13 protein-coding genes are annotated in these 15626 nt (G+C 40.5%); 8 read left to right on the plus strand and 5 right to left on the minus strand.

What is annotated here, in order from left to right:
* Positions 1 to 77: 77 nt before the first annotated feature.
* Positions 78 to 3053 carry a ComEC/Rec2 family competence protein gene (locus AK825_RS09365; RefSeq protein WP_068036564.1) on the minus strand — a complete coding sequence of 992 codons (2976 nt, stop codon included), beginning with the start codon at positions 3051 to 3053 and terminating at the stop codon, positions 78 to 80.
* A gap of 335 nt (positions 3054 to 3388) precedes the next feature.
* On the opposite strand from AK825_RS09365, the gene AK825_RS09370 reads away from it, so the two are divergent.
* Entirely contained in the window at positions 3389 to 3964 is a 576-nt protein-coding gene (locus AK825_RS09370) for a DUF2062 domain-containing protein (RefSeq protein WP_227514046.1), read from the plus strand.
* Positions 3965 to 4006: 42 nt separating this feature from the next.
* Here the strand turns inward: AK825_RS09370 and AK825_RS09375 are convergent, their stop codons facing one another.
* The 3 genes from AK825_RS09375 to AK825_RS09385 form a co-directional block, all read right to left on the minus strand.
* Entirely contained in the window at positions 4007 to 4315 is a 309-nt protein-coding gene (locus AK825_RS09375; RefSeq protein WP_068036566.1) for a hypothetical protein, read from the minus strand.
* Positions 4316 to 4419: 104 nt separating this feature from the next.
* The gene (lolD, locus tag AK825_RS09380; protein WP_068036567.1) at positions 4420 to 5100 is read right to left on the minus strand and encodes a lipoprotein-releasing ABC transporter ATP-binding protein LolD; all 681 of its coding nucleotides are present in this window, start codon (positions 5098 to 5100) and stop codon (positions 4420 to 4422) included.
* Positions 5101 to 5198: 98 nt separating this feature from the next.
* A complete protein-coding gene (locus AK825_RS09385; protein WP_068036568.1) occupies positions 5199 to 6434 on the minus strand; it encodes a lipoprotein-releasing ABC transporter permease subunit in 1236 nt (411 codons plus the stop codon).
* Positions 6435 to 6944: 510 nt separating this feature from the next.
* Here AK825_RS09385 and AK825_RS09390 point away from each other — a divergent pair.
* A complete protein-coding gene (locus AK825_RS09390; protein ID WP_068039279.1) occupies positions 6945 to 7910 on the plus strand; it encodes a hypothetical protein in 966 nt (321 codons plus the stop codon).
* A 166-nt stretch (positions 7911 to 8076) separates the two neighbouring features.
* Here the strand turns inward: AK825_RS09390 and AK825_RS09395 are convergent, their stop codons facing one another.
* Positions 8077 to 8466, minus strand: a complete 390-nt coding sequence (locus tag AK825_RS09395) for an SCP2 sterol-binding domain-containing protein (RefSeq protein WP_068036570.1) — start codon at positions 8464 to 8466, stop codon at positions 8077 to 8079.
* Between the two features lie 1024 nt (positions 8467 to 9490).
* Between AK825_RS09395 and ccoN the strand changes: the two genes are divergently transcribed.
* The 6 genes from ccoN (at position 9491) to AK825_RS09425 (ending at position 15562) form a co-directional block, all read left to right on the plus strand.
* Complete coding sequence (ccoN, locus tag AK825_RS09400; protein WP_068036571.1) at positions 9491 to 10972, plus strand: cytochrome-c oxidase, cbb3-type subunit I; 1482 nt, start codon at positions 9491 to 9493, stop codon at positions 10970 to 10972.
* A gap of 9 nt (positions 10973 to 10981) precedes the next feature.
* On the plus strand, positions 10982 to 11620 hold the full coding sequence (ccoO, locus tag AK825_RS09405; protein ID WP_068036572.1) for a cytochrome-c oxidase, cbb3-type subunit II: 639 nt from the start codon (positions 10982 to 10984) through the stop codon (positions 11618 to 11620).
* Positions 11620 to 11802, plus strand: coding sequence for a CcoQ/FixQ family Cbb3-type cytochrome c oxidase assembly chaperone (locus tag AK825_RS09410; RefSeq protein ID WP_068036573.1), 183 nt, complete (start codon positions 11620 to 11622; stop codon positions 11800 to 11802). The genes ccoO and AK825_RS09410 overlap by 1 nt, the downstream gene beginning before the upstream one ends.
* On the plus strand, positions 11799 to 12947 hold the full coding sequence (ccoP, locus tag AK825_RS09415; protein WP_068036575.1) for a cytochrome-c oxidase, cbb3-type subunit III: 1149 nt from the start codon (positions 11799 to 11801) through the stop codon (positions 12945 to 12947). The genes AK825_RS09410 and ccoP overlap by 4 nt, the downstream gene beginning before the upstream one ends.
* Before the next feature lie 450 nt (positions 12948 to 13397).
* A complete protein-coding gene (ccoG, locus tag AK825_RS09420) occupies positions 13398 to 14807 on the plus strand; it encodes a cytochrome c oxidase accessory protein CcoG (RefSeq protein ID WP_068036578.1) in 1410 nt (469 codons plus the stop codon).
* A 167-nt stretch (positions 14808 to 14974) separates the two neighbouring features.
* The gene (locus tag AK825_RS09425) at positions 14975 to 15562 is read left to right on the plus strand and encodes a FixH family protein (protein WP_068036580.1); all 588 of its coding nucleotides are present in this window, start codon (positions 14975 to 14977) and stop codon (positions 15560 to 15562) included.
* The last annotated feature ends 64 nt before the right edge of the window (positions 15563 to 15626 follow it).

Genomic DNA, 15626 nt, shown 5'->3' on the forward strand with positions numbered 1-15626 from the left:
TTAATAGGCCACTAAGTATGGTGGTATTTTAGTCATGGTTCAATAGTGAAACCGTGAATTATCATCATATTATGATGTTAGGGCGTGTTGAAACTCAATGCTACTTCTAAGGGATTATGATCGTGAGTAATTATTTCATCAACCTGTTGGCGCTTTAGTACGTCAGCAGATATCTGCGATGCGCTGTGACCAAGCCACTGTATAGGATAACTTGAAGTCTTGTCATTAGTAAATGACTCAGCTGAACACAGCAATGACCACATGTGCCAAATGCGCTGGTGAGTATCAGCATCCAAGATAATACGCGCTTTATAAGACTTGTCTTGTTCGTTTTGTTTATTTTGATAAGGACTTTGTTGAGTAGCTTGTAATGTCATTGGATTAAGTATCTGAGTAGTTGCAAGCAGGGATTGTTGTGGGTCGTTAGCGTTATACCGAACCACACGTATTGGTTGCTGACTGTCAATTGCTATGGTGCAATCCCAAACGCTATTATCCTCTATTTCACTCCAGCCTGTCATAGCATGCAGTGTTAAAGCACCATTAGCCAGCTGCCAATTCTTACCTTGCTCGCAATTTTGAGCACTGATCGTTGTTTTTTTCGTAGATTGATTACTGTCTAGATATGACTGTTGGTAGGCCGTCCAGCGTTCATGACGTCCTGCTTGCCAATATTGATTGGTAGGTATACTTTGACGTAGCTGCAATACAGTCATTGGTAGCAGCTGGGTATTAGTCTTAGCATTACTACTATTTCCATTCTTGCTAGGGAATGTTCTCATTAGTGCTGTTGCATTGGTTTGTACGACGATACCTTCTAAATGCTTAATCGATAAAGTCCGTAGCTGTTGCTCTAAACTTGCGGTCAACTTATCTGCAGTCAGTGCGCTTGACATCGTCCTTTTATCAAATGGTCTATGATCTGCTAAAAATAGCCAGCTAACGTTAGCTGAAATCAATGTACTGTTATTGCTATTGCTATTTTTTTTATCAGTCTTATCATTTACTACTGGATATTGCAGCACCGTAGCGCTCAAATATTGATCGCCAGTTGGTAGCACATATAGGGTTGGCGTTATCGCTAATGACTGCTGATTGGCATACACCGTCATCACTAATAAGCTCAGTGGCGGTAGTGCTAGCCAGCGACTGATAAGCCCGCGCGGTAGCAACCATGGCAACATAGCCAATAAGGCCATTAATAATATAGCCATGTTCACTGGTGTATATAACCATGCATCTGATAGTGATGGTAACGAGGTTAACCACATTATTAGTTCATGTAAGCCTGCGACTATCATACTTACCAATGACCAAATACTATCAGCCACCGCAGGCAGTACGAGATAACAAAGTCCTGCTAACAGATTCAATGGGACGATTATCCAGCCGAACAAACCAATAGCAAATAGGTTAATGACTAGCCCCCACAACGATGCCTTACCAAATAATAGCAACGTTATCGGTAGCAGCGCGATAAATAACCAAAACTGCAGTTTGAATATGCGTTTGCCCGTTATCCATAATTGCGTGAGAAAAATATTGCTTGTACGATTATCATGACTAATACTAGGTCGATACTGCTGTGGCAAAACTGATTTGTCTTGCTGGTGCGACATATCATCATATTTAAGCAATAATGCTACTGCGATAAAAGATAGCCAATAACCTGCCTGCCATAACACATAAGGATCATGCCATGCCATCAGCACTGCCAGTGCTAGCAATACACGCATAGTACTAATCGGTAGTAGCGTTAATCGTACCAATCCTACTATCAGCAACATCCAAGCAGTACGTGCAGCTGGTACATCAAAACCTGTAAACAAAGCATAGATAAAGGCGGCACTAATCATGACCCACCAGCGCACTTGCCAACGCGGTATAACACGATATAGCGCAGACCCCATGCGATCGACTAACAATACGGCTGCACCTGCGAGCATAATTGCTAAAAACAAAACATGGGTGCCGGAAATAGCCAAAAGATGGGAGATACCAGCCAGTTGGTATAAATCTTTAGTGTCACGGTTAATTAAACTGCGATCACCGGTGAGCAAACTCAATGTTACTGCTTTTGCTTGCTGCTCAGCTATGGTTTGCGCCGCCCAGTTTTGATAAAAGTGTTGTCGCAGTTGCCAACGCCATTGGTCAATGTGAGTACGCAAACGTTTCAAGAATGATTCAGACGCAGAATTCGAAGCTGACGCACTGTCTAATGAATTAACGGATGTTCCAATCGCAATGATAGTCGCCATACCATCAATATGACGACTACGTAGCCAACGATAGCTATCAAAACCCGTTGGATTATTGATTGATTGCTCGGAGGTAGCTAAAGGCATAAGATTCAAGGTCATTAGCAGCTGATCGCCAGGCTGTAAATTATTGAGATCTGATGTCTGCTTATTATTAGATGATTTATTAGAATAGGCATTGAGTAATACGCGATATTCTAAACCTATACCAGTGTCATCATATAAATTCTTATCATGTAAATTACTATTGCTTAGGCTATTATTAATATAATCGCGTGTTTGTGCATGTAAATCTTGAGAGGTTAATTCGGAGACTAATGGCGACACGGCTTGTAAGGTTACCACTTGCCGATAGCCACTGTTTATTTCAGGATTATAGACGCTATCGCTGATACCCTCGATAGTAACCAACGCTTGGACTCGCATAGGTACATCAATTTTCGTACTCTCTGCTTGTTGATAGCCAGACAAAGCTTCCAGTGCACTGCCGATAATGAGTAGGCCTACCAATACAATCACCAGCAGATAACGGATGAATTTAAAAGGCAAGGTTATCTTCTGTGCTTTATATTTGAGAAGAGAGCTATTAGTTGATTTAGTTGATAGCGGTAACAATGCATTACGCTGAATAACGAGAAGTAAGATAACCATCGTTAAGATTAACAAGAGCCAAATTGTAGAGCTCACTACGAGCGAATTTAACGGTAGAGCCATATCTTCAACAAGGTTCAATGTTGCTATCGTCAACGTCCCTATCATAACTACGATTATTGAAATGCCAACCAACCAATACACCAGCACTCCTTGCTTGATAGTTTATTAAATATATTTTAGCTTGATGCAACTTGCAACCTTCTGTATAAGATGGCAAGTAACCTTAAAAAGATAGTAATGAACCGTTATGAATGGCTTATTATTTATTGAATTGTCTATTATCTGACATAAGACGACTAAATACCGATGATAGCATTATTAACTATATTACCCTATACTAATTAAACATGTCGCGGTTGCCATTACTTATAGCTACCCTTCCTATTATTTTACTGACGATATTTTATTAATATTGCTACATACCAGCCTCTTACACTCTGCTGAGTGGACTGTAGATAATGATCAAAGGCAAACCTGTGCCCCAAAAACGTCTCAAAAGCCTACTACCCACGCCCGAAAAAATCTTAGAAAGTCGCACCTTAAAGCTATTTGCGCCGCATCTGGCTGATCCGCGTTTATGGCAATTCAACCGCCATAGTTTGAATAAGGCAGTTTATATTGGCGTGCTCAGCGCATTTTTTCCGTTGCCAGGACAGATGCTGTTGGCTTTAATCGGCGCGCTTATTTTTCGCGCTAACGTACCTATGGCGCTTGGCTTAACATGGATCACAAACCCCCTTACCACCCTTCCAGTTTTCTACGCTGGTTATTATGTTGGTGCTAAGATTATGGGCGAGCCAATGATTAGTTTGAGGGTAATTGGGAGGATGATTACTGACTTTAGCTTGTGGGTATTGTCAAGTGGTGCTAATCCGTTCGTTACTTATCGCGGTACCGTATCATTGACCGCATTCTGTTTGGGATTAACGTTGCTAGCAGTGGTTACTAGTATTGTTTGTGGTTTAACCTTCAAAGCAATTTGGCGCTATAAAACTGTTACTAGCTGGCAAAAGCGTCAAAAAAAATCTTTGGATAAACCACCAAAACCCTAATAAAACTTAGTCATTCCTAACTGTTTTTATTATTCGAAAACCTTATTCATCTTCTTGGTTTTTGTTTATAGATTCAATAACTTGATCGGTAAAACTACTATCCATGACTAAAATATCGATCACTTCCTTATCTTTAAGTAAAGTATAACGCTTGCCGGTAGCACTATCTTGAGCTTTTATGTCGTAATCAGCACCAGCAAGCGTTATGGCATCAAAAGCTGGTGTTAATAGCTCTATTTGTGCCTGCCTATCAATCGTATCAAATAACGTTGGATCAATGTAGGTCTTTAATGGGTCGTTGCCTTCTTCAGCACTACCAAAAGCAGCCACTGGGTCATCATTTTCATTCATAATATTCGTCCTCATGAATTTTGCTCAGACTGTCAATTATATGAGCAGTTGTCGTTATCAAATTGCTATCGTACTTATCTGTTATCTGTTATCCGTTTAGTAGCTTAATACTCAGCCCAGTGACCATTGCGTAGCAATAATTGGCGATCAGCAAGTGCTGCTAGATTACGGTCATGAGTCACCATAAGCAATGCCGTTTGCATCGTACTCTGCAACTCTGACAACAAGCCAAATACGCTTTGGGCATTATCGTAATCCAAGTTACCGGTCGGCTCATCCGCCAATATTAGCGAGGGCTTAGTAACCAATGCGCGAGCAATTGCCACTCGCTGACGTTCGCCACCTGATAGCTCACCTGGTCTATGGTCTAATCGATGTCCTAAACCTACATTCTCTAACAGCTCAACCGCCTGCTTACGCGCTTCAGTCGTTGATACTTTTGGGCGCATCAATAGTGGCATTGCGACGTTTTCTACTGCAGTGAATTCCGCCAATAAATGATGGAACTGATAGATAAAACCCAAATGCTTATTACGCATCGCACCGCGCTCAGTTTCATTCATATGATTTAAGCACTTACCATGCAGCCATACTTCACCCTCAGTTGGTGTGTCTAGACCACCCAACAAATGCAACAAAGTACTCTTACCTGAACCACTGGTACCAACGATAGCGATACGTTCGCCAGCATTAACGGACAAATCCAAGCCCGTCAGTACTTGCGTGCGCACGGCACCTTCATCATATATCTTATTGATGTTGCTTGCCTCTAAAATGGCCGCCATACTACTTCCTTTATTCATATTTATTGTCAATTTAAAACTGACACATGAAATTTATAATTATATTTTTCCACGCTGTTATCGTAAAGTCTTAAAGCACTCTATTCATAACGCAATGTTTGTGCAGGCTGAATTTTAGCAGCTCGACGTGCAGGATATATGGTTGCCAAAAAGCTTAGGACAAATGAGGCGCCCGTAATCAATACCACATCAACCAAACGCAGCTGCGACGGTAAGTAATTGATAAAATATGCGTCAAACAGATTTAGTCCGAAACTTTGGTTAATCCAACCTAAAATATCACTAATACTTAATGCAAATATAACCCCGAGCACAGTACCAGCTACCGTACCAATGACACCAATCACAACACCCTGCACCATAAATACTTGCGTAATCAAACGTGGGGACGCACCAAAGGTTTTCAAAATCGCTATATCTGCTTTTTTATCAGTCACTAGCATGACTAAACTTGAGACAATATTAAATGCTGCAACAAGAATAATTAAGAATAGTAGCAAGCCTACCATCGCTTTTTCCATTTGAATAGCACCAAATAGATTACCATGGGTCTGGGTCCAATCGTTGGGGTACAGTTGTTCTGGCGCGATGGCAGCCGCTTTCTGCGCTGCCATCGGTGCATTGAACAAATCATCAAGCTTCATGCGAATACCTTGTGCACCTTCTGGTAGGCGCAGCAGTTTCGCTGCATCATTCATTGGAATGAACGCCATCAAGCTATCTACTTCTGGACTGATACTAAAAATACCCGTTAAAGTGAAACGCTTAAAGCGTGGTATCACGCCAGCTGGAGATGGAGATGCCTCTGGTAGCACCAGAGTGACTTTATCACCGATACTCAAACCTAAAGACTGCACCATCTCTTCGCCCAGTACAATACTAAAGTCGCCACCTTTTAAAGTATCAATGCTTCCTTCCGTCATATGCTCATTAATGATCGAAACATTTTTTTCGTACTCAGGATCGACACCTGTGACCATAATCCCTGCAACCTGACCGTTTGACGTCAGCATACCTTGCAGTTGAATGAATGGTGCTACTGCTGCAACCTCTGGATCTTCTTTGATGCGATCAGCAAGCTGCTTCCAGTCACTGATAACTTCGGGCGAAGTCACAGTCGCTTGCGGAACCATTCCCAAGATACGAGTTTTCAACTCGCGATCAAAGCCATTCATAACTGATAGTACGGTAATCAATACCGCCACCCCAAGGGTTAGACCAATCATTGAGATGAGCGATATAAAAGAGATAAAGCGATTACTGCGCTCTGCTCGGGTGTACCGTAAACCGATAAATAACGCTAAAGGACGAAACATATTAAAACTCTTTATCTTATCTGGGTGAGCAACTTTCATATAAGCACATCAATGCAAACTAGCAAACCTGATGTGCTTGGCAAACAACTGAGCCAACAAGGGCGATGGTTGTATTAATATTAAGTAAACACATAACGTAGTTTCAGACACGCCAACTATGGGTGTCAAAAAAGTGGATAGTTTGACACAATTTTTCCAATATGTGCCAATCATTAGCAAAAACTGCGGGTCTTTTTTAACAAAACATAGTGCTTTGTTATTATTTTTTTATGGGGGGCTTGCTATTAGTTGCGTCTATACCTATATATTGTATGCTAAGGACAATTGTCATTAACCCCTCATTGTTGTTTGTTGACCCATCGCTAATGTTGCTGCGCAAACATAGCACAATAATAAGCATGTATATAATATATTGCTTAGGTATTGGCTTACTGCGTCAGTAACAAATAAAGACTAACTAGCGATATTTGGTGTCCAAACTTCATGCCTGACTTAAGTTTGAGTATTTTCATGACCATTAATTATCAATATAAAAACGTACAATCTCCTACCAAAATTACCTTAACAGACGAGCAAACTGCTGGTCATGCTGATCATTGGCGTATTTTAACTGATGATATGAGTCGTGATGTGCCGGAATGGCTACAGCAGATGATCGAGCAAGCGGCTATGCCAAAGGGATTAAATAATAACGTTAGTGCTCAAGATACTTGCTTGCTACTCTCAGAAGATCAACCTTGTCATATCAATCAAGTATTAGCGATGAAAGACGGCAAGCCTGAGTGCTTTATCAACGCCTATCCTTGCGTCAACGGTCCTTACGGTCTGACTTGTACGATTGAACGTACGATCGTCAATGAGAGTACACACGATGCGGTTCTACGTTTACGTAGTGTTGATGGCAGTATCATTTATGCTTTCGATCAACTCTATACTGCCAATCGTAATTTGTACCAACAAAACACACCCTATTTTGTGAATTTTAGTGCATGGGCACATGAAATTACGATCAGCGAGCAGAATGAAGTTATTATGGTCGAGGATCAAGAAGCCATTCGCTATCATCGTGCCTTTAATGACATAGTTGCTGCTAATGATGGACAAGTACCAGATGATATTCAAGAACAAATTAAAGACTGGCAACCAGAAACTAAAGAACAAATGGCACCTGTAGAAATCAACTTGGGTCATATGTGTGCGTATTTATTTGGTGACACGCTAGGACAAGAAGACGAAGCATGGTGTCAAGGACAGGTAATTGGCAAACAAGACACTACATTCAATGATAAGTCTATCATTTTGTTTGATGTGGTTATACTACGTGAGCAAGATGCAGACCCGTTTGTCGTACGTGTCGGTGCGCTGAGCACGGTGACTACCAAAGCTATCCAAGTAAACGATTACATACAAGCAAATATTTGGCTACAAGCAGCAATTTATAAAGAAAATCAGACATCTGAAAATTCAAAAGTATAGATACAGAATCAGATGCAAGCCAGTTAAACATTTTAAAAAAATTAATTTAGCTAGGGCATAACATCATTATCTACTAAGTATAGATGTGAATTTTTAACAATCTGTGGTTCCAATAAAAAGCCCCTAATAGTTAATTAGGGGCTTTTTTATACATGGCTAAACAGCTCTAAGCCATCGTAGTCATTGATTTAATGCGTTTAAATAGCTCTTTTTGTTCTGTACTCACACGTGCAGTTTGTAAGGCCATCAACTGTGACATATCACCTTCAACACGGATCTTACCGCCCATAAAGGCACCCATAATCTCATTCATGTCGAAATCTGTGATGATAGACTGCAGAGTATCACGATCGAGCAACAGCGTAGTAGTAGCACTATCGTTTAAGCCTTTATGAAGCAGACCATCTGAAAAACTGGCTTCGATATCTTGCTCAGCATCAGAAACTTTTAGATTAATAATCATGTTTGCCAATGCTGGCGGTAAGTTTAGCTCACCAGCTTCGTTGCCTAATTGTGATACTTGCTCAAACCATGCATCCGTCAAAAAAACTGCCATATTATTATCCTTTATAAACTTACGGTTGATGTTACTGCGTCTCATTATGGCGCGGTTTTAGGATAAGTAAAACCCAAAGGTGCCACTATTTGTCAAATTGTAACAAATTATCATATTTTTATATCTACCTGACATAGTCATAAATCAATATATATTGATATCTCTCGCTAAATATGAGCTTATATTGAGCTAATGAGGCAAACCCTTACATTTTGTATTGATATATACAGGGTTTTTGTTATGATGAGCGCCGATAGTTATAGATAAATAGATAGCCTACGAAGATTGTCAATGTGACAATCAAATTGGGTTAACTTAATGAAAAATACTGATAACCTTCAATTATTTTTGTCTTAACATATCCACTCTATAGGAGTATCATAAGTTAAATCATATGGTTAGTGACACATAAGCTGACAATGTTGATAAAGCCGTTTAGTGATACTTAGCTCTATGGGAGGATAATGACAATAGGATGACTATTCATTAACGTTATATCAAAATCTTATTTATTTTTACCACGAACATAGAGGTTTACAGTCATTTTGCTAGAATATTAGTGAAGGTTGTCAGCCAAATTGTTTACCAAAGAGTTTGTATTTTGGCGCATAGTTCTGATGATATTTTATTAAGATTGCGTTACAATACCTTAAACAGAGTCGGGAGTTTTAACTAAACATTACGTAAACATGTTTTTTGTCAGCTGCCGCTAGCATACGTCTATGATTCATACTCTATATAATAGATGTTTGATGCTCAAGTACGGCTTGTTTCCTTATTAACCTTAACGATGTATTAATCGCCTCAATCTCGCCGAATAGTGATAATAGCGCTTCTTAGTGCTTATTTATCGTCATTATTAGTCAATCCCCTGCGAGAAATTTCACGCGGTAGTTAATAAACCCTTACGGTGATAAGTGAGTCAGACAACAGCATGTGCCACGATCGTTATATTTTTATAGCATAGATATCGTGGAGAGTTAGTTAATTCTGTTGATAATTCGGGCTGTAAAGGAATCATCCAATGAGTTTACAAAACACAGCAGTCGCCCCAGTTGACCGTGAATATGAAATCACTATCATAAGATTTTTTACGATCATGGCCGTAGCATGGGGCATCGTCGGCATGAGTCTTGGTGTGTTCATTGCTTCACAGTTGGCATGGCCAGCACTTAACTTTGACATTCCATGGCTGACCTTTAGTCGTCTAAGACCGCTACATACTAATGCGGTCATTTTTGCGTTCGGTGGTTGTGCCCTATTCGCAACGTCCTACTATATTGTCCAGCGGACTTGTAAAACAAGGTTATTTGCGCCTTATCTAGCTTGGTTTACTTTTTGGGGTTGGCAAGCGGTTATCGTATCAGCCGTCATTACTCTACCTCTAGGTTTAACCTCTACCAAAGAATATGCTGAACTTGAGTGGCCTATCGATATCTTGATTGCTTTGGTCTGGATATCTTATGCCATTGTTTTCTTCGGTACACTGATCAAACGTAAAACCTCACACATTTATGTGGCTAACTGGTTCTTTGCTGCTTTTATTATTACGATTGCCTTACTTCATATCGTAAATAGTATGGCTATTCCTGTTAGTGCGTTTAAATCTTACTCACTATTCGGCGGTGCAACTGACGCCATGGTACAGTGGTGGTATGGACATAATGCGGTAGGTTTCTACTTAACCGCAGCTTTCCTTGGGATGATGTATTACTTCGTTCCAGTACAGATTGGCCGTCCTATTTATTCTTATCGGTTGTCTATCGTTCACTTTTGGGCGCTAATTGCGTCTTACATGTGGGCTGGTGGTCACCATTTGCATTATTCAGCGCTTCCAGATTGGACGCAGTCACTTGCAATGGTATTCTCAATCATCCTATTCGCTCCATCTTGGGGTGGTATGATTAACGGTGTATTAACGCTATCAGGTAGCTGGGATAAACTGCGTACCGATCCAATCATTCGCTTTATGATTGTGGCATTGTCGTTCTATGCGATGTCAACTTTTGAAGGTCCAATGATGTCGATCAAGACGGTCAACGCGTTATCGCATAACACTGACTGGACGATAGGTCACGTACACTCAGGTGCGCTTGGTTGGGTAGGTATGATTACGATTGGTTCATTATATGTATTGTTACCACGTATTTATAACAAGCCAAAAATGTACTCTATCAGCTTAATTACTACGCATTTCTGGCTAGCAACTGCTGGTACTATATTTTATATCGTATCAATGTGGATCTCAGGTATAGGCCAAGGCATGATGTGGCTTGCTACGAACCCAGATGGTACTTTAGTATATAGCTTTGTTGATACCGTTGAGTTCTCGCATTATCCGTATATTGGCCGTGCTTTTGGTGGGTTCTTATATGTATCGGGTATGTTTGTTATGGCATATAACTGTTATAAAACGCTCAAAATGCCAGAGGGTAAGCCTGTAGATATCGCAGACCCTACTGATCATCAACCCAGTGTCGATGACTCAAAGACAGCTAACGTATAAGGAGCTATCATGGCTGGTACACCGCATGAAATTATTGAAAAAAATACAGGCTTGTTGGTCATCTTTATCGTTATCGCAATTAGCTTTGCAACGCTAGTTGAAATCGTACCATTGATATATGATAACAAGAATCCTGAAGACGGCGGGGTGAATACTCCCCTTCCCGCCATGGAGCCTTGGACTGCACTTGAATTTGAAGGCCGTGATATTTATATTCGTGAAGGTTGTCACGTATGTCACACTCAAATGGTTCGTCCATTGCGTGCTGAAGTTGAGCGTTATGGACCATATTCACGTGCTGCTGAGTCTACGTGGGATCATCCTTTCTTATGGGGATCAAAACGTACAGGTCCTGACTTAGCACGTGTTGGTGGACGCTACTCTGAAGATTGGCAAAAGCAGCATTTAATCGCTCCACGTTCACTGGTGCCTGAATCTGTTATGCCAGGCTTCCCTTGGTTGGCAACTAACGAAGTCAACGGTGAAAACGTTCAAGCTAAGATGCGTCTATTCCGTGATCGTTTTGGCGTGCCTTACACTGAAGAAGATATTGAAGGTGCTCCTGATGCGGTTATTGGCGCCACTGAGCTTGATGCTCTGGTTGCCTATCTCCAGCAATTGGGTACCGCTATGGAAGGACAGCGCTAATGGGTATTGGTGAATTACAAACAATTGCGACCGTCTCTGCCTTTATTGCCTTTTTGGGCGTTGCATGGTGGGCGTATTCGCCAAAAAACAAAAAACGCTTCGAAGAAGATGCACAACTTGCGCTTGATGACGAGGTCAAAGAGACTTTGTCTGAAGAGCAGCGCAATAAGGATGAACGATGACATTTTTTTGGAGTTCTTGGATTACCATACTAAGTATTGGTTGTTGGCTTTTTATTCTTGGGGTTTTATTATTTGTATTAAAATATAAACCAGATCTCGAGGAAGACGGTACTACAGGTCACACTTACGACGGTATTCAAGAATACGATAAACCACTTCCTAAATGGTGGTTAGTAATATTTTTTGGCTCAATCGTTTGGGGTGTTGCATATTGGGTGTTTTTCCCAGCTCTTTTCCCATCAAAGTGGGACGGTATTGCAACAGTAGAAGTCGATGGCGAAACTCTGCCTTGGACATCAAAAAACGAGCTATATAGTGAGCTTGAGAGTAACAATAAAGTATTTACAGATAACTTTGAGAAAAACATTCTAGCAAAAGCTAATGCCAGCGGTGCTACATCGACTCTAGCGACACTTGCTGACATGCAAGCGACCATGCGTCGTAGTGAGAATCCGCCAGCAGATTTGCAAACTCAGATTGATCAAAAAGTTGCAGAACTTGCACCTTATGTAGAGAAACTATCTGAGAACCCAAATGCGCTGAAAGTCGGTAGTCGCCTGTTTTTACAGAACTGTGCAGTGTGTCATGGCTCTAACGCTAAAGGTGCAACAGGTTATCCAAATCTAACTGATAATGATTGGTTATATGGTGGTGCACCTGAGAATATCCTGACTACGCTTCATAACGGCCGCGTCGGTGGTATGGCAGCATGGCGTGATCAACTTGGTGAAGACGGTATACGTGCTGTCTCTGAGTATGTTTTATCAATATCTGGTAATCAAGAAGATTATGACCTTGATCAGACAATGGTTGCACAGGGTAAATTGATATTTAATGAGCCTACTAACTGTGTACTCTGTCATGGTCCAGATGCTAAAGGTATGATTTCTACTGGCGCACCTAACTTGACTGATAATATTTGGTTATATGGTGGTGAGCGTGAAACCATTCGTGAGACTTTACGTTATGGACGTGCTGGTGTAATGCCAGAGTGGCAAACTAAGCTTGGTAATGAGCGTATTATGCTTCTTGCTGCTTACGTTTATTCACTATCAGATAAAAAAGTTCAACCTAAAGCGTTACCTGTTATGGCTACTGCCACTGCTCCTAATGCAGCCGAAACTGCAGAAGTTTCTACTAACTAAGCTTTTTTAGTTAACAGTTATATTATGGCGCAAATAGATGGATGTTATTTAAAAGAAGGAGGACTGTCATTACAGTCCTCCTTTTTTAGTTAAGCGTTTATTTACAGCCCTTAACCCTATAGTCAGACTATGATAAATCCCATTATTTTTACGCTAATAATAATTGTTTTTTAAGGGTATCACCCCATTTAAAGTAAGGGGAATGCTAAAATAGTAATGATTGTAAATAGGGCATTAATGATTAATTTAGATAAAATTTATCCAACTCCAACCAGTTGTATATAACCGCTCATTTTTTAGCTGGTTAAACCTATTTTAATATCCATATTTATAAAGCTATCCTGTTACTTACTGACATTGATAACATCGTAAGCATTTACATCTTATTTTTATCACAGGTGTATGTTACTCATGCCAGCAGACTGATTCTTTTTTAAAAGAGGCAAGTTTATGTCAGCACAACAACCTAATAAAATCCCAGTACAACAAATAGATCTTGATGCGACAAAGTATCGTATCCACCCTCGGTTTGTCACAGGTTTTTATCAAAACATTCGTGTCATTAGCATGTATGCATTTTTAGCATTGTTTTTGATTCTACCTTGGTTGCGTTATAACGGTAGGCAGGCAATTTGGTTTGATGTGCCATCGCAGCATTACTATATCTTTGGCATGACTTTTTTGACGCAAGATTTTTATTTTATTGCCGCATTTGCCCTAATTGCCGCTTTTACTTTGTTTATGGTAACTGTTTACGCTGGCCGAGTATGGTGTGGCTACGCTTGCCCACAAACGATTTGGACGCATCTTTATCAATATGTCGAAAAAGTAGTCATTGGCGATCGCAATAAACGTATTAAGTTCGATAAGTCACCAATGAGCGCTACTAAAGCTTTTAAACGTTTTCTGATATATTTTATTTGGTTTGTGTTTTCGATGATAACCGCCACCACTTTTGTCAGTTATGTGGCAGGAACTGACTATCTGTATAGTAGTTGGCAGATGATAGGTTTTATTCCATTTCCTGATTGGTCAACGTGGGTTTGGGTCTCAGTATTTATATTTGCTTTTTCAACTTATGTTAATGCGGGCTACATGCGTGAGCAAATGTGTGTCCAAATTTGTCCTTATGGTCGTTTTCAAAGTGTCATGTTTGATAAGGATACACTCATTGTTTCTTACGATTATGAGCGCGGTGAGCCTCGTGGCGCGCGTAAAAAGGGCACTAACCCTGACGATTTAGGCGATTGTATCGAATGCCAAATGTGTGTGCAGGTATGCCCTACTGGTATTGATATTCGAGATGGCTTACAAGTCGCCTGTATTCAATGTGCGGCTTGTGTCGATGCCTGTAATGAAGTCATGGACAAAGTTGGCTATCCACGGGGACTCATCAGATATACGACTGAGCGACAACTGGCTGAAAAAGAGCCAAGCCGTGTCTTGCGTCCGCGTTTATTTGCTTATTTAACGTTACTGGCTGTGTTATGTGGTGGTCTTATTTATGCTTTGACTGATCGTGTGCCATTAGAGATTGATATTCGCCGTGACCGTAACCAGCTGTCTTCTATGACTACTCAAGGTATGATTGAAAATAGCTATATTGTGAAGCTAACCAATAAAACGCAAGAGCCACATGCTTATACGATTGCGCTTGCGCCGCAAGATGGTCTGAGTTTAGAGCTACGTTTTAACGATGTACCGTTAGAAGCTGGCGAGAGCTTTGATATGCCAGTCAGTATTTATGGTGACCCTGATATCGTTGAATCGGGTCAAACGCCTATTACGTTAAATGTGGTCAGCGAAGATGGTCAGTATAAGGTAAGTAAGCAAAATATTTTTACTACGCAAGGTCAGTAAACATCTGAAATATAACGTATAATCTATGGTTAAGTGTCGTTATATCAGACACTTAACCGATAAAACAGTGCATTAATCAAGCTATATTGATTGTGCCTATGGATTATCCTTAAGCAGACTTCATTTAACGGTCATGTTTATCAGTTCATACATTTAATAGGTATTCTATGTCTACACCAACTCCTACGCCAAACTTTAAGCATCAAGATAGCCAGCCTTGGTACAAGAATTATATGGTGGTCATCTTTGTGATCGGTATGCCAGCTTTTGTGGTTATCGCCTGCATTTGGTTTGTTTACTATTCTTACCAGATTCGTGACAGTGTAGTACGTGATGACTGGTATATGGATGGTAAGACCCTTTATCATGATGTGTCACGCGATAAGCTTACATACGATTTAAACCTGCATGGCAAAATGCAGTTTACATCAGACGGCGATATTACTTTTTATCTTGACTATCCACAGCAGAGTCTGCAAACAGGCAAGTTGCTGAACGGTGAACCACTCACCTATCCTGATAAGTTAGAGTTATCTATCTCGCATGCAACAGATGTCAAAAAGGATCGTGACGTGGTGTTACAGCATCAAGATGGCAATAGATACAGTGCCAAAGTAGATATCGACCCAGTAAAAGCTAAGTACTATCTACAAGTCAGCAATGATGGTAAAGATGACTGGCGTATGCAGGATGTCGCAAAGTTGCCACGTCCAGAAGTTAGCTTTGATCCATTGCCTGTCTTTGCTAAAAGTTAAAGCGAGTCTTGAAAAATTAGTTTTAAAATACAAAAAACCAGCTATTAATCAGCTGGTTTTTTTG

It is taken from the genome of Psychrobacter sp. P11G5, from assembly GCF_001593305.1.
Taxonomy (GTDB): Bacteria; Pseudomonadota; Gammaproteobacteria; order Pseudomonadales; family Moraxellaceae; genus Psychrobacter.

Coding starts and splice junctions, on each gene's coding strand:
- AK825_RS09410 (WP_068036573.1), top strand. CDS start 11,620: ATGGGTATTGGTGAATTACAAACAATTGCGACCGTCTCTGCCTTTATT.
- ccoO (WP_068036572.1), top strand. CDS start 10,982: ATGGCTGGTACACCGCATGAAATTATTGAAAAAAATACAGGCTTGTTG.
- ccoP (WP_068036575.1), top strand. CDS start 11,799: ATGACATTTTTTTGGAGTTCTTGGATTACCATACTAAGTATTGGTTGT.
- ccoG (WP_068036578.1), top strand. CDS start 13,398: ATGTCAGCACAACAACCTAATAAAATCCCAGTACAACAAATAGATCTT.
- AK825_RS09395 (WP_068036570.1), bottom strand. CDS start 8,466: ATGGCAGTTTTTTTGACGGATGCATGGTTTGAGCAAGTATCACAATTA.
- AK825_RS09375 (WP_068036566.1), bottom strand. CDS start 4,315: ATGAATGAAAATGATGACCCAGTGGCTGCTTTTGGTAGTGCTGAAGAA.
- ccoN (WP_068036571.1), top strand. CDS start 9,491: ATGAGTTTACAAAACACAGCAGTCGCCCCAGTTGACCGTGAATATGAA.
- AK825_RS09385 (WP_068036568.1), bottom strand. CDS start 6,434: ATGTTTCGTCCTTTAGCGTTATTTATCGGTTTACGGTACACCCGAGCA.
- lolD (WP_068036567.1), bottom strand. CDS start 5,100: ATGGCGGCCATTTTAGAGGCAAGCAACATCAATAAGATATATGATGAA.
- AK825_RS09390 (WP_068039279.1), top strand. CDS start 6,945: ATGACCATTAATTATCAATATAAAAACGTACAATCTCCTACCAAAATT.
- AK825_RS09425 (WP_068036580.1), top strand. CDS start 14,975: ATGTCTACACCAACTCCTACGCCAAACTTTAAGCATCAAGATAGCCAG.